Origin of the sequence: Janthinobacterium sp. BJB304 (assembly GCF_002735765.1) — a bacterium.
Classification (GTDB): domain Bacteria; phylum Pseudomonadota; class Gammaproteobacteria; order Burkholderiales; family Burkholderiaceae_D; genus Janthinobacterium.
On sequence record NZ_PDZN01000024.1, the window covers coordinates 52375 to 76921 of the forward strand.

The 24547-nt window shown below is 61.9% G+C and carries 20 protein-coding genes; 11 read left to right on the forward strand and 9 right to left on the reverse strand.

All coding sequences use genetic code 11. The annotated features are described in order from the left end of the window. Nucleotides 1-84 precede the first annotated feature (84 nt). A complete protein-coding gene (locus CSQ95_RS23875) occupies nucleotides 85-1053 on the forward strand; it encodes a DUF2167 domain-containing protein (protein WP_099411327.1) in 969 nt (322 codons plus the stop codon). Between the two features lie 109 nt (nucleotides 1054-1162). Beyond that, complete coding sequence (locus tag CSQ95_RS23880; RefSeq protein ID WP_046684523.1) at nucleotides 1163-1672, forward strand: DUF1993 family protein; 510 nt, start codon at nucleotides 1163-1165, stop codon at nucleotides 1670-1672. Between the two features lie 6 nt (nucleotides 1673-1678). On the opposite strand, the gene CSQ95_RS23885 is transcribed toward CSQ95_RS23880, so the two are convergent. Further along, on the reverse strand, nucleotides 1679-2224 hold the full coding sequence (locus CSQ95_RS23885; RefSeq protein ID WP_099411304.1) for a glycine zipper 2TM domain-containing protein: 546 nt from the start codon (nucleotides 2222-2224) through the stop codon (nucleotides 1679-1681). Nucleotides 2225-2385: 161 nt separating this feature from the next. Here CSQ95_RS23885 and CSQ95_RS23890 point away from each other — a divergent pair, with 161 nt between their 5' ends. The 6 genes from CSQ95_RS23890 to CSQ95_RS23915 all read left to right on the forward strand — a co-directional run bounded on the left by CSQ95_RS23890 (nucleotide 2386) and on the right by CSQ95_RS23915 (nucleotide 11448). Beyond that, nucleotides 2386-3498 (forward strand): NADH:flavin oxidoreductase/NADH oxidase, encoded by a 1113-nt coding sequence (locus tag CSQ95_RS23890; RefSeq protein ID WP_099411305.1) that lies wholly within the window; start codon nucleotides 2386-2388, stop codon nucleotides 3496-3498. Between the two features lie 154 nt (nucleotides 3499-3652). Continuing rightward, nucleotides 3653-5236 (forward strand): ATP-binding cassette domain-containing protein, encoded by a 1584-nt coding sequence (locus tag CSQ95_RS23895; protein ID WP_099411306.1) that lies wholly within the window; start codon nucleotides 3653-3655, stop codon nucleotides 5234-5236. A gap of 254 nt (nucleotides 5237-5490) precedes the next feature. Then, nucleotides 5491-5949 (forward strand): RidA family protein, encoded by a 459-nt coding sequence (locus tag CSQ95_RS23900; protein WP_099411307.1) that lies wholly within the window; start codon nucleotides 5491-5493, stop codon nucleotides 5947-5949. Nucleotides 5950-6078: 129 nt separating this feature from the next. Continuing rightward, nucleotides 6079-7509: an amino acid permease gene (locus tag CSQ95_RS23905; RefSeq protein ID WP_070220650.1), complete on the forward strand. Its 1431-nt coding sequence runs from the start codon at nucleotides 6079-6081 to the stop codon at nucleotides 7507-7509. A gap of 449 nt (nucleotides 7510-7958) precedes the next feature. Further along, nucleotides 7959-9431, forward strand: a complete 1473-nt coding sequence (locus tag CSQ95_RS23910) for an amino acid permease (protein ID WP_099411308.1) — start codon at nucleotides 7959-7961, stop codon at nucleotides 9429-9431. Between the two features lie 67 nt (nucleotides 9432-9498). After that, on the forward strand, nucleotides 9499-11448 hold the full coding sequence (locus tag CSQ95_RS23915) for a S9 family peptidase (protein ID WP_257218197.1): 1950 nt from the start codon (nucleotides 9499-9501) through the stop codon (nucleotides 11446-11448). Nucleotides 11449-11575: 127 nt separating this feature from the next. Here CSQ95_RS23915 and CSQ95_RS23920 read toward each other — a convergent pair whose 3' ends face one another. Further along, nucleotides 11576-13729 carry an FUSC family membrane protein gene (locus CSQ95_RS23920; RefSeq protein ID WP_099411309.1) on the reverse strand — a complete coding sequence of 718 codons (2154 nt, stop codon included), beginning with the start codon at nucleotides 13727-13729 and terminating at the stop codon, nucleotides 11576-11578. 90 nt (nucleotides 13730-13819) lie between these two features. Then, the gene (locus tag CSQ95_RS23925) at nucleotides 13820-15508 is read right to left on the reverse strand and encodes a M14 family zinc carboxypeptidase (RefSeq protein WP_099411310.1); all 1689 of its coding nucleotides are present in this window, start codon (nucleotides 15506-15508) and stop codon (nucleotides 13820-13822) included. 149 nt (nucleotides 15509-15657) lie between these two features. On the opposite strand from CSQ95_RS23925, the gene CSQ95_RS23930 reads away from it, so the two are divergent. Then, entirely contained in the window at nucleotides 15658-16227 is a 570-nt protein-coding gene (locus CSQ95_RS23930; protein ID WP_099411311.1) for a hypothetical protein, read from the forward strand. Nucleotides 16228-16307: 80 nt separating this feature from the next. Here CSQ95_RS23930 and CSQ95_RS23935 read toward each other — a convergent pair whose 3' ends face one another. The 6 genes from CSQ95_RS23935 to purB form a co-directional block, all read right to left on the reverse strand. Continuing rightward, nucleotides 16308-18461: a S46 family peptidase gene (locus CSQ95_RS23935; protein WP_099411312.1), complete on the reverse strand. Its 2154-nt coding sequence runs from the start codon at nucleotides 18459-18461 to the stop codon at nucleotides 16308-16310. A gap of 306 nt (nucleotides 18462-18767) precedes the next feature. After that, nucleotides 18768-19037 carry a GlsB/YeaQ/YmgE family stress response membrane protein gene (locus CSQ95_RS23940; protein ID WP_034778894.1) on the reverse strand — a complete coding sequence of 90 codons (270 nt, stop codon included), beginning with the start codon at nucleotides 19035-19037 and terminating at the stop codon, nucleotides 18768-18770. A gap of 164 nt (nucleotides 19038-19201) precedes the next feature. Beyond that, nucleotides 19202-19777, reverse strand: a complete 576-nt coding sequence (locus CSQ95_RS23945) for a YceI family protein (RefSeq protein ID WP_099411313.1) — start codon at nucleotides 19775-19777, stop codon at nucleotides 19202-19204. A gap of 139 nt (nucleotides 19778-19916) precedes the next feature. Continuing rightward, entirely contained in the window at nucleotides 19917-20471 is a 555-nt protein-coding gene (locus CSQ95_RS23950; protein WP_070290826.1) for a YceI family protein, read from the reverse strand. A 44-nt stretch (nucleotides 20472-20515) separates the two neighbouring features. Next, nucleotides 20516-21040: a cytochrome b gene (locus CSQ95_RS23955; RefSeq protein ID WP_070220633.1), complete on the reverse strand. Its 525-nt coding sequence runs from the start codon at nucleotides 21038-21040 to the stop codon at nucleotides 20516-20518. A gap of 185 nt (nucleotides 21041-21225) precedes the next feature. After that, on the reverse strand, nucleotides 21226-22605 hold the full coding sequence (gene purB / locus CSQ95_RS23960) for an adenylosuccinate lyase (protein ID WP_070220631.1): 1380 nt from the start codon (nucleotides 22603-22605) through the stop codon (nucleotides 21226-21228). A gap of 277 nt (nucleotides 22606-22882) precedes the next feature. On the opposite strand from purB, the gene CSQ95_RS23965 reads away from it, so the two are divergent. Together CSQ95_RS23965 and CSQ95_RS23970 are read left to right on the forward strand one after the other, a co-directional pair. Then, nucleotides 22883-23497: a glutathione S-transferase N-terminal domain-containing protein gene (locus tag CSQ95_RS23965; protein WP_070220623.1), complete on the forward strand. Its 615-nt coding sequence runs from the start codon at nucleotides 22883-22885 to the stop codon at nucleotides 23495-23497. A 7-nt stretch (nucleotides 23498-23504) separates the two neighbouring features. Continuing rightward, nucleotides 23505-24533 carry a LacI family DNA-binding transcriptional regulator gene (locus tag CSQ95_RS23970; RefSeq protein ID WP_070311506.1) on the forward strand — a complete coding sequence of 343 codons (1029 nt, stop codon included), beginning with the start codon at nucleotides 23505-23507 and terminating at the stop codon, nucleotides 24531-24533. The last annotated feature ends 14 nt before the right edge of the window (nucleotides 24534-24547 follow it).

Below are 24547 nucleotides of genomic sequence, written 5' to 3' on the forward strand. Positions count from 1 at the left end.
TAAAAAATGCCGCACAGAAATAATTATCCATTAGGCAATTGATTGGTTTAAAATATTTACCCTTTGCAATTTTTTGGACCGATCATGTTGAAACGCCTGCTGACAGCCTTGCTGTGCCTGACCCTCTCCGGCCTCACGGCTGCCGCCCCTGCCGATGAGAAGGCCGCCGCACCGGAAATGACGGCCGAGCAATTCCTCGCCCAGTTGCACCTGCAGCGCGGCAAGATCACCTTGCCGGGCGGCATCGCCACCCTGGATTTGCCCGCCAACTTCCGTTACCTGTCGCCGACGGACGCCGAGCGCGTGCTGGTCGATGCCTGGGGTAATCCGCCGGGCATGGAATCGCTGGGCATGATCGTGCCTGCCAAGACCAGCGTGCTCGAGCGCGATAGCTGGGGCGTGATCGTCACGTATGAAAAGGAAGGGCACATCAAGGATGACGATGCGGACAGCATCAAATACGACGAATTGCTCAAGGATATGCAGGCGTCCGTGCTGGAAAATAATGCGGAGCGCAAGAAGCAGGGTTATCCCGGCATCCATTTGATGGGCTGGGCGGAAAAACCCAGCTATGCCAAGGATACGCACAAGCTGTACTGGGCCAAGGATTTGATGGTCGATGGCGGCGAACACTCGCTGAACTACAACGTGCGCGTGCTGGGGCGCGAAGGCGTACTGAACTTGAATGCGATTGCCAGCATGCAGCAGATCGAGGCGATCAAGAAAGAGATGCAGCAAGTGACGGCGTTCACGGAATTTACCGACGGTAACCGCTACACGGATTTCGACAGCAAGACGGACAAGGTGGCCGAATACGGCCTGGCGGCGCTGGTGGCCGGTGGCGTGGCCAGCAAGCTGGGCCTGTTCGGCAAACTGCTGGCGCTGCTGCTGGCCTTCAAGAAAGTGCTGATCCTGGCCGTGGTCGGCTCCGGTGCGGCCATCGTCAAGTTTTTCGGCGGCAAGCGCAAGGACAAGCCGCAGCCAGAACTGCAACCGGAACCAGCCGAACAGCCCGCTCATGCGCCGGATGGCAAGGTGAATCTGGAAAAGTAGGATGAACCGCGCCGCTCCGTGCGCTGACGCACAGGAGTGGCATTGTGCGCGCTGCCGGAAGACAGCGCCTCGGGTACACTGACTCATCGTTCACTATCAGGAGTTCCCCATGTCCGTGTCCATGTATCAGGCAACCATCCCCGTCTTCATCCGCGGCTTGCGGGTCGTCTCGGCCCTGCTGGAAAAAGCGCAAGCGCATGTCGAGGAAGATGGCATCGTGCCCGAGATTTTGCTGGGTGCGCAGCTGGCGCCCGACATGCTGGACTTGACGGCGCAGGTGCAGCGCGCCAGCGATACGTCGAAGATGTCGGTCGAGCGCCTGAGCGGCGTGCCGGCGCCGAAGTTCGAGGATAATGAAGCGTCGTTCGAGCAGTTACAGGAACGCATCGCCAACACCATCGCTTATATCGACAGCGTCAATGCGGGCCAGATGGCGGGCAGCGCGCAGAAGGAAGTCGTGCTGAACTGGACAGACGAGGGGACAAAATTCTCGGGCGACGATTACCTGCTCAGCTTTGCCTTGCCGAATTTCTATTTCCACGTCTCCATGGTCCACGCCATCCTGCGCAACAATGGCGTGGCCGTGGGCAAGCTCGATTATCTTGGCCCGTACGACTGAGACTGATTATTGCTGCGGTTGCTGCTGAACCTGGTTTTGCACCGCATTGCCAAGCATGCCGCCGCCGATCACGCCGGCCACCGTCGCCAGCGCCTTGCCGCGGCCGCCACCGACCTGATTGCCGATCAAGCCGCCGATGACGGCGCCCGTGCCGATGCCCACGTAGTTCGGTTGTGCCGGCGCCGGCGCAGGCTGCTGCTGGCGGACCGGTTCGCGGTAGGCCGTCTCGCGGTAGCCATCGTTGTTGTCACGGTAGGCAGGACGCGCCTGGGCCACTTGCGTATGGTGCACGACGCGCTTGTGCACGACGGGTGCCGGCGCCGGAGCGGGGGCGGCTTGTGCCACCACGGGAGCGGCCACGGGCGCTGCCAAGGCTGCCGCGTTCGCCGGCGTCATGGCGGCCACGTCGGCAGGTACGGCAGGTACATTCGCCCGCGAATTGGGCAGGATGCCGGCGATGGACGCCGCGCCCACCAGGCACAGGACCGTCACGGAAATGGCGGCGCCGGCCATCAAGGGGTGGATGCGGCTGGCGGTAGTCGTCGTGTTCATGTGTTCTCCTGGAGTGGTATTGCGGGTGTTGTTGATGTGTCCAGGTTAGCGGCCCCGCCTGCCCAAGGCTAGCCCTTGCGCTGTATCAAACGTAAGCAGGTGTAAGCCGCACTTTCCAAAGCACAGTAGAATCGGTGCTTCCCCTTTTCCGAAAGTCCGCCATGAGCCAGCTATTCACGCCGTTTGCATTGGGGCCGCTGCACGTGGCCAACCGCATCGCCATCGCGCCCATGTGCCAGTACTCGGCCGACAACGGCAATGCCACCGACTGGCACATGATCCACCTGGGCCATTTGGCCCTGTCCGGTGCGGGCTTGCTGATGACGGAAGCGACGGCCGTCTCGCCCGAGGGACGTATCTCGGCCGACGACCTGGGCCTGTGGTCGGACGCGAATCAAACGGCGCTGGCCAAGGTGGTGCAGGCGATCCGCCGCCACGCGCCGATTCCGCTGGTGGTGCAGCTGGGCCATGCGGGACGCAAGGCGTCGAGCCGTGCGCCGTGGCAGGGCGGCACCTGCGTGCATCTGGCCGACGGCGGCTGGCAAACGGTGGCGCCTTCGGCCATCGCCCACGCGCCGGGCGAAACCGTGCCGCTCGCCCTGGACGAGATGGGTTTGCTGCAAATCAAGGGCGCCTTTGTCGCCGCTGCCCAGCGCGTGCATGCGCTCGGTATTGAGGGCATCGAACTGCATGCGGCGCATGGCTATCTGCTGCACCAATTCCTGTCGCCCCTGTCCAACCAGCGCAGCGATGCGTATGGTGGCAGCCTGGACAATCGCATGCGCTTTCCGCTGGAAGTCTATGAAGCCGTGCGCGCCGCCGTGCCCGCCAGCATGGCCGTGGGCGTGCGCCTTTCCGCCACCGACTGGGTCGAGGGTGACTGGGAAATCGAACAAAGCGTGCGTTTCGCGCAGGAACTCAAGCAGCGCGGTGCCGACTTCATCCACGTCTCCAGCGGCGGCATTTCGCCGCAGCAACAGATTCCCGTGGGACCCGGCTACCAGGTGGCGTTTGCCGAACGCATCAAGCGCGACAGCGGCTTGCCCACCATCAGTGTGGGTTTGATTACGGAAGCGCAGCAGGCGGAAGACATCGTTGCCAACGGTCAGTCCGACATGGTGGCGCTGGCGCGCGCCATCCTGTTCGATCCCCGCTGGCCCTGGCATGCGGCGGCCCAGCTGGGCGCGCAAGTGTCGGCGCCGCCGCAGTACTGGCGTTCGCAGCCGCGCGAATACAAGAACCTGTTCGGCGACACGACCCTGGGCCAGCGCTAACGTGTCTCGTCTGCTACACTGACGCTTCTTCATCCATTTCTCCAGGACGCTTCGACATGCGCCATTGATACTGCCGTGCTGTGCACGGCCTTGCCCATCCCGCCAGCGCGCCATTGCGCCGCGCGGATTCGCCAGCCTTGCTCAAGGAGTATCCATGTCCGCATTACTGCAACTCGACCGTCTTTCCTTTGTGCTGCCCGATGGCCGCGCCTTGTTTTCCGATTTGCAATTTTCTTTTGCCCCGCAACGTATCGGCCTCGTCGGCGATAACGGCGTGGGCAAGAGCGTGCTCGCGCGCCTGCTGGCAGGCCGGGCGCAGCCGTCTTCTGGCGCCGTGCGCTGTGACGGCAGCGTGCATTACGTGGCGCAGGAGCTCGATCCGGAGCGCTATCGCACGGTGGCGGCGCTGGCCGGCATGGACGACTTGCTGGCCGCGCTGGCGCGCATCGCCGCCGGCAGCATCGACGAGGCCGACTATGCACTGGTGGGCGAACGCTGGGATGCCCAGGCCCGATTGCGCCAGGCGCTCGATGCGCTCGATTTGCGCCATGTCGATGCCGATACATCAACGGCCAGCCTGAGCGGCGGCGAACGCCAGCGCATCGCGCTGCAGGGCGCCTGGCTGTCGCAGGCGGACTGGCTGGTGCTCGATGAACCGAGCAACCACCTTGACACGCGGCAGCGCGCCCGCCTGGTGGCGCAGATGGCGCGCTGGCCGGGCGGCTTGCTGCTGATCAGCCATGACCGCGGCTTGCTCGAGCACGTCGATGCAATCGCCGAGCTGTCGCCGCAGGGCTTGCGCAGCTATGGCGGCAATTACGCGCTATATGCGCAGCAGCGCGCGCTGGAACAGGCCGGTTTTACTGCGGCCCTGCAGGCGGAAAAGGCTGGTGCCCGACGCGAACAGCGTGAAGCGCAACAGCACGCCGAGCGCCAGCAGCGCCGAGTCGGACGCGGCGAGAGGGAAGGGCGCGAAGGCAACCAGAGCAAGCTGCTGCTCGACGCGAAAAAGGAGAAAAGCCAGGATAGCCAGGGCAAGCTGCGCGTGCGAGCGCAAGAGGCGCAGCAGGCGCGCCAGCAGCGCGTGATGGATGCCAGCGCCCGCTGTGCGCCCGAGGCCGAACGGCTGCTGCTGGCGCCCGAGAGCGCCGTGCCGAACGGCAAGCTGATCCTGGAGCTGCGCGAGCTGGTCTTGCCGCATGGCCAGGCGCAGCCTGTGAACCTGGTCTTGAGCGGGCCGCGCCGCCTGGCCGTGACGGGCGACAATGGCAGCGGCAAGTCGACCCTGCTGCGCGTGATCGCCGGACAACTGGCGCCCGCCAGCGGCGAGCCGCGCTGCCATGCGCAGGTGGCCTGGCTGGACCAGCATGCTGGGCTGCAAGACGGCGAGTGCAGCGCCGTGCAACGCTTGCAGGCACGCAACAGTATCTTGCCGGAAGGCGAGCTGCGCACGCGGCTGGCGCTGCTGGGCATTGCCGGCGCGCGCGCCACCATGCCCAGCCGTTTGCTCAGCGGCGGCGAGCGCATGAAGGTGGCGCTGGCGGCCGAGCTGTATGCGCAGGCGCCGCCGCAACTGCTGCTGCTCGACGAACCGGACAATCATCTGGACCTGGCCAGCCTGCAGGCGCTGGAGCAGATGCTGCTGCAATACCAGGGGGCGTTACTTGTGGTTTCGCACGACCAGGCATTTTTGGAGGCGATAAACCTTGACCCCGAGGGCTTGACATTGCACAAGTGATAATTTAATGAAAAAAGTCACGCTCGATGCCTGTAGAGCATGCTTCATGAACCGATGCTGAATTTTGTTTGATTGTCGGTATAATCCACTGAATAACCGGGCCTATTTGTGAACTAAAACTGCTGGTTCACCAATATGATGACGTTTAATCTGGCACTGTTGTCGGTCACTACCGCGCTGCCAGGGCGTCATCCTGCGTGCCCTGCCGTGCATGAATTTTGGTTTCGCTTATATTGTTTTCTTGGAGAAATAGCATGTCGTTTTACGAAAAAATCAAAGCCCTCAACATTGAATTGCCAGTCGTCGCCGCCCCAGCTGCCGCCTACGTGATGCATGCCCGCACAGGCAACACCGTCTTCCTGTCCGGCCACCTGGCCAAGAAGGATGGCAAGGTCTGGGTTGGCCAACTGGGCAAGGACGTCACCACGGAAGAAGGCAAGATCGCTGCGCGCGGCATCGCCATCGAACTGATCGCCACCCTGCAAGATGCATGCGGCGGCGACTTGAACAAGGTCAAGCGCATCGTCAAGGTCATGAGCCTGGTCAATTCCACCGCCGACTTCACGGAACAGCACCTGGTGACCAATGGCGCCTCGGAACTGTTCGTCGAAGTCTTCGGCGACAGCGGCAAGCACGCCCGCTCCGCCTTTGGCGTGGCGCAAATCCCGCTGGGTGCTTGCGTCGAGATCGAGCTGATCGCCGAACTGGCCTGACGCAGTAGCCTGAACACATGAGCATGCCGGCGATTGCCGCCGGCTAGCCCTTTCCTCCTTTCCAGCAAGAGCGGAACCGCCATTGGGGTGGAGGGATCGGTGTATTCAAGAAAAAAACGGAGACACGTAATGAAAACGAGTGAACAAGGCTTGCACCGCGGCCTGGGCGAGCGGCAAATCCGCCTGATGGCGCTGGGCGCCGCGATTGGCGTGGGCCTGTTTTTGGGTTCCGGCAACGCCATTAAGATGGCCGGTCCCGGCATCATGCTGTCGTACATCATCGGTGGCGCGGTCATCTTCATGATCATGCGCGCACTGGGCGAAATGGCCGTGCACAACCCGGTTGCCGGTTCCTTCAGCCGCTATGCCCAGGATTACCTGGGCCCCCTGCAAGGCTATCTGACGGGCTGGAACTACTGGTTCCTGTGGCTGGTCACGTGTGTCGCGGAAATTACCGCCGTCGCCATCTACATGGGCATCTGGTTCCCCGACGTGCCGCGCTGGATCTGGGCCCTGGCGGCCCTCGGTTCCATGGGGGCGATCAACCTGCTGGCCGTGAAAGCCTACGGCGAGTTCGAATTCTGGTTCGCCCTGATCAAGGTCGTCACCATCATCCTGATGATTGTCGGCGGCACGGGCATGATTGTCTTCGGTCTCGGCAACGGCGGTGTGGCCATCGGCATCTCGAACCTGTGGACGCATGGCGGCTTCTTCCCGAATGGCGCGCAGGGCGTATTGATGTCCTTGCAGATGGTGATGTTTGCCTACCTGGGCGTGGAAATGATCGGCCTGACGGCCGGCGAAGCGGCGAACCCGAAGAAATCGATTCCCGACGCCATCAATTCCGTGTTCTGGCGCATCCTGATTTTCTATGTCGGCGCGCTGTTCGTCATCCTGTCGATCTACCCATGGAATGAAATCGGCACCACCGGCAGTCCCTTCGTCATGACGTTCGAACGCCTGGGCATCAAAACGGCCGCCGGCATCATCAACTTCGTCGTGCTGACGGCAGCCTTGTCGTCGTGCAATGGCGGTATCTTCAGCACGGGCCGCATGCTGTACAACCTGGCGCTGCAAGGCCAGGCCCCGAAGGCGTTTGCGGAAACGACGGCCAGCGGCGTGCCGCGCCGCGCCATCCTCGTATCCGTCGTGGCGCTGTTGCTGGGCGTGCTGCTGAACTACATGGTGCCGGAGAAAGTGTTTATCTGGGTCACTTCGATCTCCACCTTCGGCGCCGTCTGGACCTGGGGCGTGATCCTGGTCACGCAGATTCAGTTCCGCAAGACCTTGACGCCGCTGGAAATCAAGAATCTGGCCTTCCGCATGCCGTTCGCGCCGTATGGTTCCTGGATTTCGCTGGCTTTCCTGGCGCTGGTGATCGGCCTGATGGCGTATTTCCCCGATACCCGGATCGCCCTGATGGTGGGACCGGCCTGGCTGATCCTGCTGACGGTGCTGTACTACGCGCTGGGCCTGGCGCCCAAGGACAAGCGCGATGACGTGCCGCAAGGCTACGAAGCGGGTTGGCCAGCGGCCGATGCGCCACACATCAAGAAGTAAGCCAGCGTCGTTGATCTGAGCCAGAAGCGCGCCCCTGCCCCCGCAGCGGCGCGCTTTTTATTTCATATTGACAATTCCAGGCCCCGCTAGCGTCCAAGCGCGTTTCGCGGCGCACGCCTGGCGTTGTTTCCTTACATCAAAGTTCTGTTTAGCTGAGCCGGTGAAAGCCCTATAATCGCTTAGTTTTGAAAATGGACGCGATCTTTCCGGTTTTTTGCCAGGTAAGTAATCGCCAAGAAATTATTGTGAATTTATAGCAAACAGAAGTGGATGTGATGCAAGGCGCCCGGCGCGACGCAGTGCGAGCACTGCTAGCGATGGGTAACGCAGCAGCGCGCCACTTATGGAAGCTAGAAAACACAAGAATTTATTGGGGGTTACTCAAGGCCGGAGCGCTATTTGTTTTTACCCGTCGTACGAAAATACGTATGCCTCATAAAGGATGTCTAGTGAGCCAAACCCTGGTCCAGAAACTCTGCCGCACCAAGCCGATCGATACCACGGTCGAATATGGTGAAGGCCTCAGCAGCAGCGGCTTGAGCCGGTCCATCGGCCTGTTTTCCCTCACCATGATCGGCGTCGGCGCCACCATCGGCACGGGCATCTTCTTTACCATGGTCGAGGCCGTGCCCAAGGCGGGCCCCTCGGTCGTCCTGTCTTTCCTGATCGCCGCCATCACGGCTGGCTTGACGGCCTTGTGCTATGCGGAATTGTCGTTCCGCATCCCCGCCTCCGGCTCCTCGTATTCGTTTGCCTACGCCACCGTGGGTGAGTTTCTTGCCTTCATCATGGCCGCCTGTCTGCTGCTCGAATACGGCTTGGCGGGCAGTGCCGTGGCCATCGGCTGGTCGTCCTACCTGAATAACTTCCTGGAAAACGCGTTTGGCTGGCATATTCCCGAGATGCTGCGCACGCCGATGATCGTTTCCGGTCCGCATGGCATGGAGTTTCACTCTGGCCACATCAACCTGCCGCCCATCTTTTTGATCTGCATGTGCGGTTTCTTGCTGCTGCGCGGCGCCAAGGAATCGGCGCTGATGAACGCCATCATGGTCATCATCAAGCTGTCTATCCTGGTGTTCTTCATTGCCATTGCCTTTTCCGGTTTTAATGCAGACAACTTCGTACCGTTCTTTAATACCGACAATAGCAAGGGCTTTGCCGGCATGACGGGCGTCACCGCTGCTGCCGGCACCGTCTTCTTCTCCTTCATCGGCCTCGATACGGTAGCGACGGCGGGCGATGAAGTGAAAGATCCCAAGCGCAATGTGCCACGCGGCATCCTGTATGGCTTGCTGATCGTTACCGTGTTTTATTTGCTGGTGGCCGTGGCCGCCCTCGGTGCGCAACAGGCGAAATTGTTCGAAGGCCAGGAAGCGGGCCTGGCGGTGATCCTGCAAAACGTGACGGGCAAGACCTGGCCCGCGCTGGTGCTGTCAGCCGGCGCCGTCATTTCCGTCTTCAGCGTGACTCTGGTGACGATCTACGGCCAGACGCGCATCCTGTTTGCCGTCAGCCGCGACGGTCTGATCCCGAAATCGTTCCAGAAGATCCACCCGCGCACCCTGGTACCGGTCAGCAATACCATCATCGTCTGCCTGGTGGTGGCTCTGGTGGCCGGTTCCGTCGATGCGACCTATTTGTGGGACATGGTCAGCATCGGCACCCTGACGGCGTTCATGGTGGTTTCGATCGCCGTGCCCGTACTGCGCCACAAGCAGGGCGCCAACCGCATCGAAGGCTTCAGCGTGCCGTTCGGGCCGTACGTGATTCCGGGCCTGAGCGTACTGGCTTGCCTGTACATCATGCGCGATTTGCCGCATACGACGTTTGTCGTGTTCAGCGTGTGGATGGCGGTCACGGTGGCCATCTATTTCCTGTACAGCATGCGGCATTCGCACCTGGGCAAGAAGACCCGCTAATGCAGCCTGTTCCATCCAAAACCGCCGCGCTTGCCGGCGGTTTTTTTTATTTCTAACCGGAATTTACATGATGAAAATAACTGATCTGGCCGCCTGCGGCTTGCTGGCAAGCAGCTTTCTGGGAACCATGGCGCAAGCCGCGCCTGCCAGCGGGCCGGCATTGCGCGATTACCGCGCCGTGGCCCTGTCGGCCAATGGCCAGCGCATCGCCGCCATCGAGTCGAGCAAGGTGGGTGAACAGCCGCAGCGTCCGCATGCGGCCATCGTCGTGCGCGACGCCGCCAACGGCGCCATCGTGCAGCAATTCGACCCGTGCGCCGTATGTTCCTATGACAAGCCCAGCTGGTCGCCCGATGGCCGGCAACTGGCCTTTGTCGGCTACGATGCCAAGGCGGGCACGGCGCAGCTGTACCTGGCCACGATGACGCAGGCACAGGCGCGCGTGTTGACGAGTATCAAAGGTGTGGCCAGCACGGCGCGCTGGTCGCCGGACGGCAAGCAACTGGCGCTGCTGGCCACGGTGGGCGCGCGCAAGCTGGCCGGCGCCGTGGAGGCGGGCGCGCGGCAGGTGGGCGAGGTGGGCAGCGAAGATGATGCCCAGCGCATCGCCGTCGTGCCGGCCAGCGGCGGCGAACCGCGCCTGCTGTCACCCGCCGACACCTATGTGTATGAATACAACTGGACGCCCGATGGCCGCGGCTTTGTTGCCACCAGCGCGCAGGGCAATGGCGACAGCAACTGGTGGGTTGCCAAACTCAGCCATATTGACGGGGACACGGGCGCCCTGCGCGTGATCGCGTCACCGGCCATGCAGCTGAACCTGCCGTCCGTCTCGCCGGATGGCAAGACGGTGGCCTTCATTGGCGGCCTGATGAGCGATTTCGGCTCCATCGGCGGCGATATTTATACCGTGCCGCTGGCCGGCGGCACGCCGCGCAATCTCACGCCCGATTACCGCGGCACCTTCAATGGCGTCGTCTGGCGCGGCGCCGGCTTGCTGGCGACGGCCCTGATCGATTCGCAGCTGGCGCTGGTGCCTGTCGATGCGCAAACGGGGCCGGCCCAGCCCGTGCTGCTCGGTGAGATCAGCAGCGGCGGCAGCGATGGCCGTCTGTCCTTCAGCGCCGATGGTTTGCAGGCCGCTGCCGCGCAGGAAGACTTTACCCATGCCAGCTACCTGGTGGCGGGGCCGGTGGGCCAGCTGAAAAAGATCACGCGCGACAATGACGGCTTTGCGCCGCAGTTGACGGTGCAGAACGTGGGCTGGAACAACGAGCAATACAAGGTGCAAGGCTGGCTGCTGGGGCCGTTGAAGACGGACGCAGGCAAGCGCTACCCGATGATCGTCAACGTGCATGGCGGGCCCGGCGCGGCCGCCTCGCCCCGTTACGTGGCGGCGAGCACCCTGATCCACGAATTGACGCAAAAAGGCTATTTCGTCTTCCTGCCCAATCCGCGCGGCAGCTTTGGCCAGGGCCAGGCTTTTACACGCGCCAACATGGCCGACTTTGGCGGCGGCGACTGGCGCGACATCCTGGCCGGCATCGACGCCGTGGAAAAAGTGGCGCCCGTCGACGGCCAGCGCCTGGGCCTGATCGGCCATTCGTATGGCGGCTTCATGACCATGTGGGGCGTCACGCACAGCGACCGCTTCAAGGCGGCTGTGGCGGGCGCGGGCGTGTCGAACTGGATCAGCTATTACGGCCAGAACGGCATCAACCAGTGGATGATCCCGTTCTTTGGCGCCTCCGCCTATGACAACCCGGCCGTGTATCGCAAGGCTTCGCCCATCGAATCGATCAAGGCGGCGAAGACGCCGACCTTGATTTACGTGGGCGAGCGCGACGTGGAAACGCCGGCCGCCCAGTCGCTGGAATTCTGGCACGGCTTGCGGGCCATGGGCGTGCCGTCCAGCCTGTTCATCTACGACGGCGAAGGCCATTCCTTCCGCAAGCCCGAGCACCAGCGCGACTTGCAGAAACGTACTATCGGCTGGTTTGAACGGTATTTGAAGTAGTGATCAGTGGCCTGCCAAGGCAGGCCAGCCTGGATAAAGCAGCTGACAACATGTTCAGGGCTAGGCGCCGTGCCGAAGGCAGTACGAATGTACGGCGAGGCGCGGCAACAACGCCATGGACTTTTTGTCAGGTGCGCGGCGAGACGATATGCACGATCGCCGCGCTATGCACCACGATCTTGTCCGCATCCGCCTGCAACAGGCGAATACGGCGCTGCACCAGCGGCCAGCCCGACCAGGCCACGTCGCTGACGGGCGGCGCGGCAGGGGCGGCCAGCGGCGCGCTGATGGCGGCCTTGTCATCGAGCTGCTCCAGCGCGCGCGACAGGGTCAGACACACTTGCATGTGGCTATGGCTGAGCAAGGCGTTGACGGGCGTGACGGGCAGCTGGCTGGCGTGGCGCCCCAGGATAGAGCGCAGGGCCGCCACGTGGGCCACCAATAAGTAATTTTGCACGATGAACAGGTTGATGTCTTCCACGGCCCGCTGCTTGCTGGCCGGTTCATCGAGCATGCGCACCAGCGCCGAGCTGAGCGCGGCCAGGCTGTCCATCAAGCGCTTGCGTTCGATGCGGTAGGCGAAATCATCGAAGCATTTTCCCTGCAGCAGCGCGAAGCTGGCTTGCATATAGCTGAGGTTCACATTCAGTACCTGGCGCACGAGGCGCGGCAGGCTCTGGTATTCCCAGTTGGCCAGCACAAAGCTGAACACGGTGGCCACCGCCGCGCCGATCAGGGTGTCGATCAGGCGCTCGCTGACGAGGTTCGGGTTGCTGGGCGCCACCAGGTGCATTTGCAGCAAGATCATCAGGCTCACGGCAATCGCCGTGTAGCGGTAACGCAGATAGATGAAGGTGGGCGTGGCCACGATGGAGAGGAATAAAATGGCCATCAGCACGATATTGCTGTGCACGAAGCGGATCACGATGGCCGTGATGATGCAGCCGATGATGGTGCCGATGATGCGGTCGGCGCGGCGCTGGCGCGTCATGCTGAAGGTGGGGCGCAGAATGATGACGATGGTCAAGACGATCCAGTAGCTGTGGGCCGCATACGGCAGCCAGTGGCCTACAGCCAACCCCACCGAGATGGCCATCGACACGCGCAGGGCGAAGCGGAACACGGGCGAATCCAGGCGCAGATTCGCCAGCAGGGTCTTCAGTTCGTATTTCTGCTGCGACAAGAACGGTGCCATGTCCGCGCCGCTCCAGAACGGCACGTCGGCATAGACTTTTTGCGTGGCCAGGTGCAGCTCGGCGATCATTTTCAAAATGGCGCGGATCTTGTTGCGCTGCGCGCGCAGGGTCGCCAGCGCTTCCTGCGCGTTGTCTCCCTTCGCCTGCAGGCGGACGATCTCTGCTTCGATATCGGCCCATTCCTTGTCATAGCTGATCTGCGCATACGAGGCGCGCTTGCGCGTGACGGCATACGCCACGGCTTCGATGTCGCGCGCCGCCTTGTAGGCCAGGTCATGCAAGGATTTCAAGACATCGGAGTCGGCCAGGTGCTGGCGCAGCAGCGCGTAATCCGTGTGCGTGGAGAGGATCAGTTCATACAAATCGAGCATGCACACGTGCACCTGCACGACGATAGCATCCTTGCTGTTTTTGTGGCTGCGCAAGATCAAGTCGCGTGACGCCTGCTGGCGGTCGGCCAAAATGCTTTGATGGCGCACCAGCTTGTTGAACTGTTCCGTCATATTAAAACGCGTGTCGTAGAAATCGGCCTTGATGTCGATGTAGGCGGCCAGTTCGAACAGGGCTTCGGCCAGCACTTGCTGTTTGATACGGTGGCGCAAGACCCAGGCGATGGCCATGGCGTAGGCCAGATAGATGAGGCCACCGAGCATGAACAGGCCCGCATGGTGAAACGATTGCTGCCACGTCATCTGGTGCTCCATCGACATGGTCATGATGAACAGGGCGGCCAGTTGCAAGGGCATGGATTTCTTGCCGTACACCACCATCATGCTGGCAAGAAAGCTGACCAGCACGAGCACCGTCATCAGCAGCCATTGCACGGGCCCGCACAGGCTGATCAGGAGCGTCACGGCGCTGCACAGCAGCACGGAAGCCAGCATCTCGTTGAACTTGTGGCGCAGCGGGCTGGGCATGTCCATCAGGGTCGTGCACAGGGCGCCGATGCACACTGTCATGGCGGTGGCGCTGTCGCTGATTTCCAGGGTCAGCAAGGTCAGGCCGACCAGGCCGATGGCCACGCGCAAGCCCAGGTAAAAATAATGGCTGTAGATAAAGGTGCGCAGGTTCAGTGCGTAGTGCATGGGATTACCTTGTGGGCAGGGCACAGAAAGAGGCGCCGCACCGGGGTCTCCGATGCGGCGCCAGGATGTTGCATTCGCTACAGCCTTGATTTACATCAGGGCAATGACAGGATAGCGCCGCCATTCAGGCTCGGCAAAGCGCTGGCAGTGTTCAAAAATGAAGTCGAGCACGGCTTCCTGATTGCTCAGCAAGGCCGGATTCGCTGCCTTCCACTCGGCAAATTTAGCGGCCAGCGCAGGCTCATCGCGCAGCAGTTCCGACGCCATGTCTTCGAACACGTAATCGGAAAACGCTTCTTTCTTCTCCAGCACGCTGTTGAAGAAACCCCAGCGGAAGAAGCTGTCGTGCGCCTGCGGTTCCAGCGTTTCCACAGCGTAGCGGGCGTTGTCCTGGTCCAGGCTGATCACATAGTCGCCCGCCTGCACGGTGAATTGGCCCGTTCGCGCTTCCAGTTCCACTGTGTCGTGGAACATGTGGCCTTCGTAGGCGGTGGCGCGCGTGCCGACGTTGGCGATGTGGTAGTAGCGCGCCGTTAGCGTCTGTTCGGTGGTGATTCGGCTCATTTCGACGCCGTTCCAGCGCAGCCGTTCGATGACTTCGCGCCACGCTTGCGGCACGATATAGGCTTTTGGCGCGGCCACGGTGACGTCCGCATCGAAGCGGTTGTAGTAGGTGATATCGCGTTCCCACGGCTGCGAGCGGTCGTACGACAGGCGCTGGTAGTTGCCCAGCAGACTCGGCGTGTATTGCGCTGCATAGCCCTTGAAGGGGAAGGTCGACGGCTGCGCTTCATTCATGGCCCAGTGGATGGGCCATGCGGCTTGCGTGCGGCCCGCCGCCTTCGCTTGCGCGCGCAATTGCCTGATCTGTTCACCATGTTTGACCGTGAACGCCATGGTGATGTCGAGCAGGGCGCGCATGGATGCGTAGCGGTCGGCAAACGGTTTCAGCATGTGCGTTTCCGGCATGAAACCGATGACGTGATGCAAGGCCGCAAAACCCGTCGAGAAACGGGGCACTTCGAGGAATTCGGCGATGCCGTGGTCGGGACTGTCCTTGACGGGATTCACGTACGGGCACGTGGGCCAGCCGGCGCTTTCCATTGCCGCAAAGATATGCGGCAGCATGGTGTCTTGCAGGAAGGGGCCGAGGCCATTGCCCAGCTTATCCGTCTGCGTGTGGATCAGGGTCATCGTGTACGGGTAGTCGGCGCCGTTCGACGTGTGCGTGTCGACCATCACGTCCGGGTCCCAGCTGGCCAGCAGGCGGTTGAACACTTGCGCGTTCAGGCTGTCGCACTTGATGAAATCGCGGTTCAAGTCCAGGTGGCGGCTATTGCCGCGGAAACCGAATTGCTCCGGGCCATCCTGGTTTACGCGCGACGTGTTGGCGCGGTTCAGGCTGCCATCGACGTTGTAGATCGGAATGAACAGCAGCACGGTGCTGCCCAGCGCCGCCAGGCGTTCCGGCTGCGTGCAGAGGTCGCGCACGATGGCCATGCAGGCGTCGATGCCTTCCGGTTCGCCCGGGTGGATGCCGTTATTGTTGAAGAACACGGTGCGGCCCGCGCGCTTGATCTGTTCGCGGTCGAATACGCCGTCCGCGCTGATGACGCCAGCATGGATGGGCACGCCCGAATCGGACAGGCCGATCTGTTCGAAGTGCAGCACTTGCGGGTAGCGTGCGGCGAGATCTTGATAGAAGGTGATGCATTCCAGCCAGGTCGTGGTCTGGTTGTGGTTACCGAGTTCGTAGGTCGTGCGCAAGTCTGGTGGCATAGCGGTCTGAGTCTGGGAGGGGGAAGGCGCGCTGGGTAAGTACGCCCGCTAGGGGCCAATTGTAGCACCGGCGTTGGCGCCTTGAGGCGCGGCAGATGGACCGGGCCGAACTTGTGTTATGAATACGTTTCACGCGCAAGGGAGGCGGCATGGGCAAGGCAGTGATGGCAGCGCTGGTGTGGTGGGCTTGCCTGGCGGCACAGGCGGCGCCGTTGCGCTTGCCGGCGAGCAAGGAACCGGTGGCGCAGGGCGGCTCCGTGACGGCCGCCGCACAGGGCGCGCTGATACGCTACCGGGGCTGGCTGCTGGCCGTCGATGGCGCCGTATCGGAGGAGCGGCCCGATGTCTTGCTGACGTCGGCGGAGGCGGGGCAGGCGCCGCAGCTGCGGGTCGGCGCGACGCAGCGTGTCTTGCCCGTATGGTCGGCTTGCGAGCTCGTCAAGGGCAGCACGCGCCTGCGCATCACGGCGCTGCCGGGGCCGGATGAGGTGGCCGCGCTGCTGCTGGACTTTGGCGACGGCGATTACCGCATCGTCATTCCCGCCACGGGCATCGCCCGGCAAGCCTATCCGCTGCTGGCGCAGCGCTTTCCCGGCGCCGACCTGGCCTTGCTGCTGCAGGAGGGCCGGAGGGTCATGTTGCCGCTGGGAAGCGGCAGCACGCACGTGTTTGGCGAGGAGCAAGCCGTGCCTTACCGCTTTAGCAAAGTAAAACGCTAGGCAAAAAAAGCCACTCCCGCAGGAGTGGCTCAGGGAACAACCGCCCGTTGCCGGGCTTATTAGTTGTTGTTATCCGCGAATTACTCGGCGCCCATTTCTTTCAGCAGGTTGTCTGCGTGGTCGATGTGTTTCATGTTCCACAGCATGTAGCGCAGGTCGACCTGGATCGAACGGGTGTTGGCCTTGTTGTAGTCCCAATCGGAAATGATCGAGTCCAAGGTGCCGTCGAATGCCAGGCCGATGAATTCGCCTTTCGCGTTCAGGGCAGCCGAACCGGAGTTGCCGCCGGTGATGTCCAGGGTGGCCAGATAGTCGACCGGCACGGTTTTCAGCTTCGGATCGACAAATTTGCCGAAGTCCTTGGCCTTGATCGCGGCCAATTGTTTCGCTGGCGCATTGAACTCGCCTTCGCCCGTGGCTTTGGCGGCGACGCCATTGACGGTGGTGAAAGCGGTCCAGGTGGTGCCGTCGGCGCCATGGTCACGGCCGGCAACACGGCCGAACGTCACGCGCAGGGTGCTGTTGGCGTCAGGATAGACGGCTTGGCCCTTGCTCTTCATGAAGGCGATTTTTGCTTTCATGTAGTTGGCGTAGGCTTGCTGGATCTTGCCGGCCAGTTCTTCGTCTTCCGCTTCGTTTTTCAGCGAATCCGGGTACATGGCGACGGCGGCCTGGATGAAGCTGTCCTTGCTGGCCTGGAATTCGGCTGGCGTGCGTTTCAACCATGCCGCGCGTTCTTCCTTGTCGGCCAGCTTGCTGCCGGCATACAGTTTGTCCAGGGCGGCGGCCAGGTCGGCTTGCGACATGCCGTCCTTGATGCCGATGGCGGCGTCGAAGCTGGCACGGCGTTGTGCGGCTGGTTGCGCGGCGTACTTGGTCAGGCTGTTCAGTACCAGAGCCTTGTCGACTTTTTCATCGTAGGTGCGCTCGACCGACGTGATGCTCGACGACAGACGTGGCAAATCGCGCGTCTGGTAGCCGGACTTGCGTTCCGTATCGGCCTTGGTGCCTTCGTTCGACAAACGGTACAGGCTGCGTGCCGTGCTCAGCAGGCGTGGCTGCGCATAGCTGAGGAAGAAATCGCGCTTGGTGTCGGCATCGCGCTCGGCGATCAGCTTTTCCACTTGCTCGATGTCGCCGGCAAATTCCGCCTTGCGGGCAGGATTGGCGTTGACCCAGGTTTTCAGGGCTTCGTGTTCCGTCGTCTTGCGCGCCAGGAAGTCGCTGCCCGCGTAGGAATCGAGCATGCCTTGGCGGTTCTTGTAGTAATTGTTCACGCCAGCAACCTGGCCCGCGTATTTCAGCGCAACGTCCTTGTTATCCTTGGTTTCGCGCGCGATGATGGCCAGGGTTTCGCCCGACGCTTTCACGAAGGCCGGGTAGTTCCAGTCAAACGTGAACGCCACTTCCGATGGCAGGCGGTGACGGTTGGTGCGGCCCGGGTAGCCCAGCGCCATGACGAAATCGCCTTCTTTCAAGCCATCCTTGGCCAGTTTCAGCACGTGTTTTGGCTGGTACGGCACGTTGTCCTTGCTGAAGTCGGCAGCTTTGCCGTCTTTGCTGACATAGGCGCGGTAGAAACCGTAGTCGCCCGTGTGGCGCGGCCACATCCAGTTGTCGGTGTCGCCGCCGAACTTGCCGACGCCCGCTGGTGGCGCGTGCACCAGGCGCACGTCGCGGATTTCCAGTTGCTTGATCAGGTAGAACTCGAGGCCGCCGTAGTAGCTCGACACGGTGCAGCGGAAACCCGCTTCTTTTTCGCATTCGGCGACCAGTTTCTTCTGGTTTTTCTCGATCGCGTCGATGCGCGCCTTGCCTTGCAACTTGGCCACGTCGGCGCTGATGATCTTGTCGCTGACATTGGTCACGGCCGAGGTGACGAAGATGCGGCTGCCTGGGGCCGCCGGCAATTCTTCAGCGAACGTCTTGGCCAGGAAACCGTTGGCCAGCAAATCGCGCTCCTTGGTCGAATTGACCGCCACGCTGTTGTAGACGCAATGGTGGTTGGTGGCAACCAGGCCTTGCGGCGAGACGAACGACGCCGAGCAGCCGCCCAGGCTGACGATGGCGCCCATCGGGAATTCGGTCAGTTTGGTCAGGGTGGCCGGATCGAGTTTCAATCCGGCGGCTTTCAGTTCCTTGGCTACTTGTGGCAGCTGTTGGGGCATCCACATGCCTTCGTCGGCGTGTGCGAAGTTGCTCAGGATGGCGAGCGCGATGAGAGATTTTTTCATTCGAGTTCTGTTCTTTTACATTGTAGGGAAGTCGGAATCAGCGGCGTACCCGCTGATTATGCAGCGGGCGACATAGAGTATCCGTATCGGACTCGCACTAGTCAATCACATTTTCCGGGCAGCATATTCGGAAATGCTTGCCTGAATGATATGTTTTGCGCTGGCAGAGGGGCTGGAAGCGGCTGGCAACCCGCATTTTCTCGTGCGGCGGTTGTGGTATTTGTCCATACGTGTCCTGGCGGCAATGAAAAATGGCCGGGCGCTTGCGCGGCCCGGCCACTTGCTGATGCGTAGCTGTTTGCCTGCTTAGCGTATTTTGCCGCGGCGTAAAAGATTGACGATGCCCAGCAGGATGACGGCGCCGAGGAACGAAACGAGCAGCGAAGCCAGACTGAAATTGTCGCTATTGATGGTGCCCGTGCCGAACAGGGGCGCCAGCAGCCAGCCGCCCAGGAAGGCGCCAACGATGCCGACGACGATATTGAGGAAGATGCCCTGTTGTGCATTGGTTTTCATGACCATGCTGGCCAGCCAGCCGATGACGCCGCCAATAACGATCCAGATAATGAAATTCATGTGGTCCTCCGCGGTGGATAAGTGGGTGTGTCATGTCAGAACAACATCATGCCAATCGATAGTGATGCCGCACGATAGAAAAGTCCAGCGGATTCGCGTCGTGCATGCAAAAGCCCGCCTGGCTGCGGGCAGCGAGGCGGGCTTGTCATGCGGAAAGACGGTGTTTAATCGGCCTTGATCGCTTCGACCTGGATGGCCAGCTTGACCTCCGGCGAGAACGCCGGCATGCCGTAGTTCAGGCCAAAGTCGCTGCGCTTGAATTCCGCCGTGGCGTCGGCGCCGCACACTTCGCGCTTGTAGCGCGGGTGCATGATGCACTTGAACTTGCTCACATTCAGCTTGACGGGCTTGGTCACGCCCAGCAAGGTCAGTTCGCCATCGACTTCCACCAGCTGCTCGCCGTTGAACTTGAGCGAGGTACTTTTGTAGGTGATTTGCGGAAATTTCTCGACGTTGAACATGTCCGCTTTTTTCGCGTGCGTGTTCATGGCGTCGAGGCCGAAATCGATCGAATCGGCATCGATGACCAGGTCCAGGCTGCCCGTCTTGGCGGCGCGGTCCAGGGCGACCGTCCCCTTGGTCTTGTTGAACTTGCCGCGCCACACCGACATGCCCATGTGATCGGCTTCAAAGCTGGGGAAGGTGTGCGTCGGGTCGAGGTTGTAGGTGTCGGTAGCGGCCATGGCCGAACCCGCGCCGGCAGCTGCCAGCACGGCGATCATCAAGTGCGAAAATTTCATGCAGATCCTAAAGTTGAACAGGTTGTGGGGTTGTTTTTGGTAACGCCTGAAAAACGTTCAGGACAAGGCGCCTTGCCGAAGGCAGTACGAATACTACGACGAGGCAAGAGCAACGCAGTCATGGACGTTTTCTCAGGTGTTACTGAGCGGCGACGTGGAATTTGATCGTGACCTCGTCGGCAACCATGCTCGTGTCTTTCCACTCGCCTTCGCCGATGTTGTAGGTCAGGCGCTTGATCGGCAGGGCGCCGTCAAACGCGTATTTGCCGCCGTCGGCTTTTACCGCCAGGGGGAAGGTCACGTCGGTGGTCTTGCCTTTGATGCTCAGCTTGCCGGTGACCGTCAGCTTGCCCGCGCCGGCGGCCTTGATGCTGCTCGAGACAAAGGTGGCTTTCGGGAACTGGGCCGAGTTGAACCATTCTTTCTTCGCCACTTCCTTGTTGTACTCGGGGTCGCCGATATCGATGCTGGCGGTCTCGATTTCCACCGACGCTTTCGAGGCATCCGGCGTGGCCGGGTTGTAATCGATGGCGATATTGAATTTCTTGAACTTCGCTTCCACGGGCACGTTCATTTGCTTGAACACGGCCGACACGCTGGTCTTGGCGGGATCGACTTTCAGCAGGGTGGCGGCGGTGGCGGCCACGGACAGGCCCAGCAGGGAAGCGAGGACGATGCGTTGGGTGGTTTTCATCTTGTTTTTTTCCTGTAGTTTCAGTGAGCAAGGGGACGTCGATGTCAGGGCAGCATGCGCTTGAGGACGCCATCACGGTCGATGAACTGGTGCTTCAGCGCCGCCAGCACATGGGCGGCCACGGCGGCTGCCATCGTCATGTTCAGAACATAATGAATCTCTTTTAAAAGCGGCTTAAGTTCCGGATTCGGCGCCATGAGGACGGGCAGCTGGAACAGGCCCAGGTAGACCACCGGCACGCCGGCGGCCAGGGTGTACAGGTAGCCGGAGATGGGCACGGCGAAGATCAGGATGTACAGCAGCACGTGCATGGCGTCGGCCGCCTTCTTTTGCCAGGCAACCATGCTGGCCGGGTGCGGCGGCGGCACGTTGGCCTTGCGCCACAGCAGGCGGATGGCGGCGATGGCCAGCACGGTCACGCCCAGCCATTTGTGCCAGGAGAAATATTTGAGCTTGGTGGGCGTCAGGCCGGGAATATCCGTCATGACCAGGCCCATGACGAAGGCGCTGATGATCAGCAAGGCGGTCAGCCAGTGCAGGATGATGGCGGTGGTGGTGTAGCGTTGCATCGATGGCTTTCTTGAATGTAGTACGTATTAGGACTAATTCGGCCTAATATACCAAAGAAAATCAAATTGCGCTGCGTGCTGGAGATTCTACAAGAAAGATTGCCGGAAAAACCGCGGGGCGGGCAGCATTTGTGTGCTGGCCGCCCCGCAGGAGTGGGATCGGACGATCCCCATGTGAAAACTGCTTAGATGGCTTTGGCCAATTGCGCCGCGATACCGATGTAGTTGCCCGGCGTCATGGTCAGCAGCACGTCCTTGGCATCCTGCGGAATGGCCAGGCCATTGACGAAGGTTTGCAGCGCTTCTTTCGAGATGCCCTTGCCGCGCGTCAGCTCTTTCAGCTGCTCGTACGGGTTTTCGATGCCGTAGCGGCGCATCACGGTTTGTACGGGTTCGGCCAGCACTTCCCAGGTCGCGTCTAGGTCTTGCGCCAGGCGCGCGTGGTTCACTTCCAGCTTGTTCAGGCCGCGCAGGCAGCTGTCATACGCCAGCAAGGTGTAGCCGAGGCCCACGCCGATGTTGCGCAGCACGGTCGAATCCGTCAAATCGCGCTGCATGCGCGAGACGGGCAGTTTTTCCGACAGGTGCTTGAGCACGGCGTTGGCCAGGCCCAGGTTGCCTTCCGAGTTTTCGAAGTCGATCGGGTTGACCTTGTGCGGCATCGTCGACGAACCGATTTCGCCCGCTTTCAGTTTCTGCTTGAAGTAGCCCAGCGAGACGTACGTCCAGATGTCGCGGTTCAGGTCCAGCAGGATCGTGTTGGCGCGCGCGAAGGCGTCGAACAGTTCGGCCATGTAGTCGTGCGGCTCGATCTGGATCGTGTATGGGTTGAAGACCAGGCCCAGGCGCTGTTCGATGACGGCCTGCGAGAATGCGGGCCAGTCGAAGCCGGGATAGGCCGACAGGTGGGCGTTGTAGTTGCCGACGGCGCCATTCATCTTGCCGAGGATTTCCACTTGCGCGATGCGTTTCACGGCGCGCTGCAGGCGGGCCACGACGTTGGCGAATTCCTTGCCCAGGGTGGTCGGGCTGGCCGTCTGGCCGTGCGTGCGCGACAGCATCGGCACATCGGCGTTATCGTGCGCGATCTGCGTCAGCTTGGCCACCAGGCCGTTCAATGCCGGCAGCATCACGCCGTCGCGCGCGGCCTTGAGCATCATGCCGTGCGAGGTGTTGTTGATGTCTTCCGAGGTGCAGGCGAAATGGATGAATTCCGACGCCGCCACCAGTTCCGGCACGTCCGCCACTTGTTCCTTCAGCCAGTACTCGACGGCCTTGACGTCATGGTTGGTGACCGCCTCGATGGCCTTGATGCGGGCCGCGTCGGCTTCCGAGAAATCGGCCGCCATCTTGTCGAGCAGGGCGCTCGCTTCGGCCGAGAACGGCTTGATTTCGGCGAAACCGGCTTGCGACAGCGCTTGCAGCCAGGAGATTTCCACTTTCACGCGGTGGTGCATGAAACCGGCCTCGGACAGGATCGGGCGCAGCAGATCGGTCTTGCTGGCGTAGCGGCCATCGAGCGGAGACAGGGCCGACAGCGTGGAATACGGAGTAGTAGAAGTCATGAGAGCGGACGCAAGTTAAAGAAACGGTTGGCGTGTGGCGCGCGGGGAGGGCAGGGCTATTGCAATACAGCAACACTGACGGCGCCACAGTAAAGGACGATTTTACCACCGCTGGCCGCTGGCCAGCCGTCCATCGGGCGCCGGCGCACCGCAATTTGGCTGAATCCGGCCCCGATGCGGCATGCCTGCCACACCATCGAGACGGCTGGGCGCGTGCTGCCAAACACCGCTGCCGCCGATGCTATACTGCTTGCTGATCCTTCACCTTAAAGTAGCTATGAAACTGATCGGTTCTCTCGCCAGCCCGTATGTCCGCAAAGCCCGTATCGTGCTGGCGGAAAAAAAGCTCGACTATGTCTTCGAGCTGGAAAACGTGTGGGTGCCGGAAACCCGCATCGCCCAGGCCAATCCCCTGGGCAAGGTGCCCTGCCTGGTGATGGAGGATGGCAGCACCTTGATCGACTCGAAAGTCATCGTCGAATACCTCGACACGCTCACGCCCGTGTGCAAGCTGCTGCCGGCCGGCGGCAATGGCCGCGAACGGGCCGATATCAAGAACTGGGAAGCGCTGGCCGACGGCATCCTCGACGCGGGTGTGCTGGTGCGCCTGGAGCGCACGCAGCGCCCGCCCGAGCAGCAAAGCGCGGCCTGGATCGCGCGCCAGCTGGACAAAGTCACGCTGGGCCTGGCGGCGCTCGAGGCGCGCCTGGGCGAGAGCGCGTATTGCGCCGGCAAGAACTACACCCTGGCCGACGTGGCCGTGGGCTGTACCCTGGGCTGGCTCAGCTTCCGCTTCCCGGAAATCGACTGGCGCGCGGATCACCCGGCGCTGGCGCGCCTGTTCGACAAACTGTCCGAGCGCCCATCGTTCAAGGACACCGCGCCGCAGTGAGCGCACGATGACCGGTTCCGACTCGAAGGCGCAGCAACGCCTGCAGATGGCCGATATCGCACGCCTGGCCGGCGTGTCCACGTCGACCGTGTCGCGCGCACTGAGCGGCAGTTCGCTGGTCAATGAAGAGACGCGCGCGCGCGTCATCGCCCTGGCCCGTTCGCTCAAGTATTCCATCAATATCGGCGCGCAAAACCTGCGCCTGAAACAGAACCGCACGGTGGGCGTGGTGGTGCCGTATGACGCCGCCACGCGCCAGCACCTGTCCGATCCTTTTTTCCTCAGCATGCTGGGCAGCCTGGCCGATGCGCTGACGGAGCAGGGCTTTGATATGCTCATTTCACGCGTCGATGCCGAAACGCTCGACGCGGCGGCCCAGTCCTTCGATAGCGGCCGCGTGATCGGCATCATCCTGATCGGCCAGTGGCGCCACCATGAACAGCTGAACCAGCTGGCCGCGCGCCAGGTGCCCATCGTCGTGTGGGGCGCGCAATTGCCGCAGCAGCTATATTGCACCGTCGGCGGCGATAACGTCGCCGGCGGCAGACTGGCCACGGAACACTTGCTGGCGGCGGGGCGCCGGCGCATCGCCTTCTTTGGCGACGCCAAGCTGCCCGAAGTGGCGCAGCGCCACCAAGGCTATACGCAGGCGCTGGCCGCGCAAGGGCTGGCGCCCGACCCGCAACTGTACGTGGCCGGCTCCTTCCTGCCGCAGGGCGGCGCGACGGACGTGCAGGAACTGCTGGACCGCCAGTTGCCGTTCGACGCCATCTTTGCCTGCAGCGACTTGCTGGCCATGAGCGCCATCAACGCCCTGCGCGCGCGCGGCGTGGCCGTACCGGAACAGGTGGCCGTGGTCGGCTACGACGATATCGAACTGGCCGCGTATTTCCATCCGCCGCTGACCACCGTGCGCCAGCCGATCCGCACCGCCGGGCGCGCGCTGGTGGCTTCGCTGCTGGCGCTGGTCGACGGCGCGCCTGCGCCATCCCGCCAATTGCCAACTGAGCTGATCGTACGCGCCTCGGGCCGCTGAAGCGTGCCGCAAGT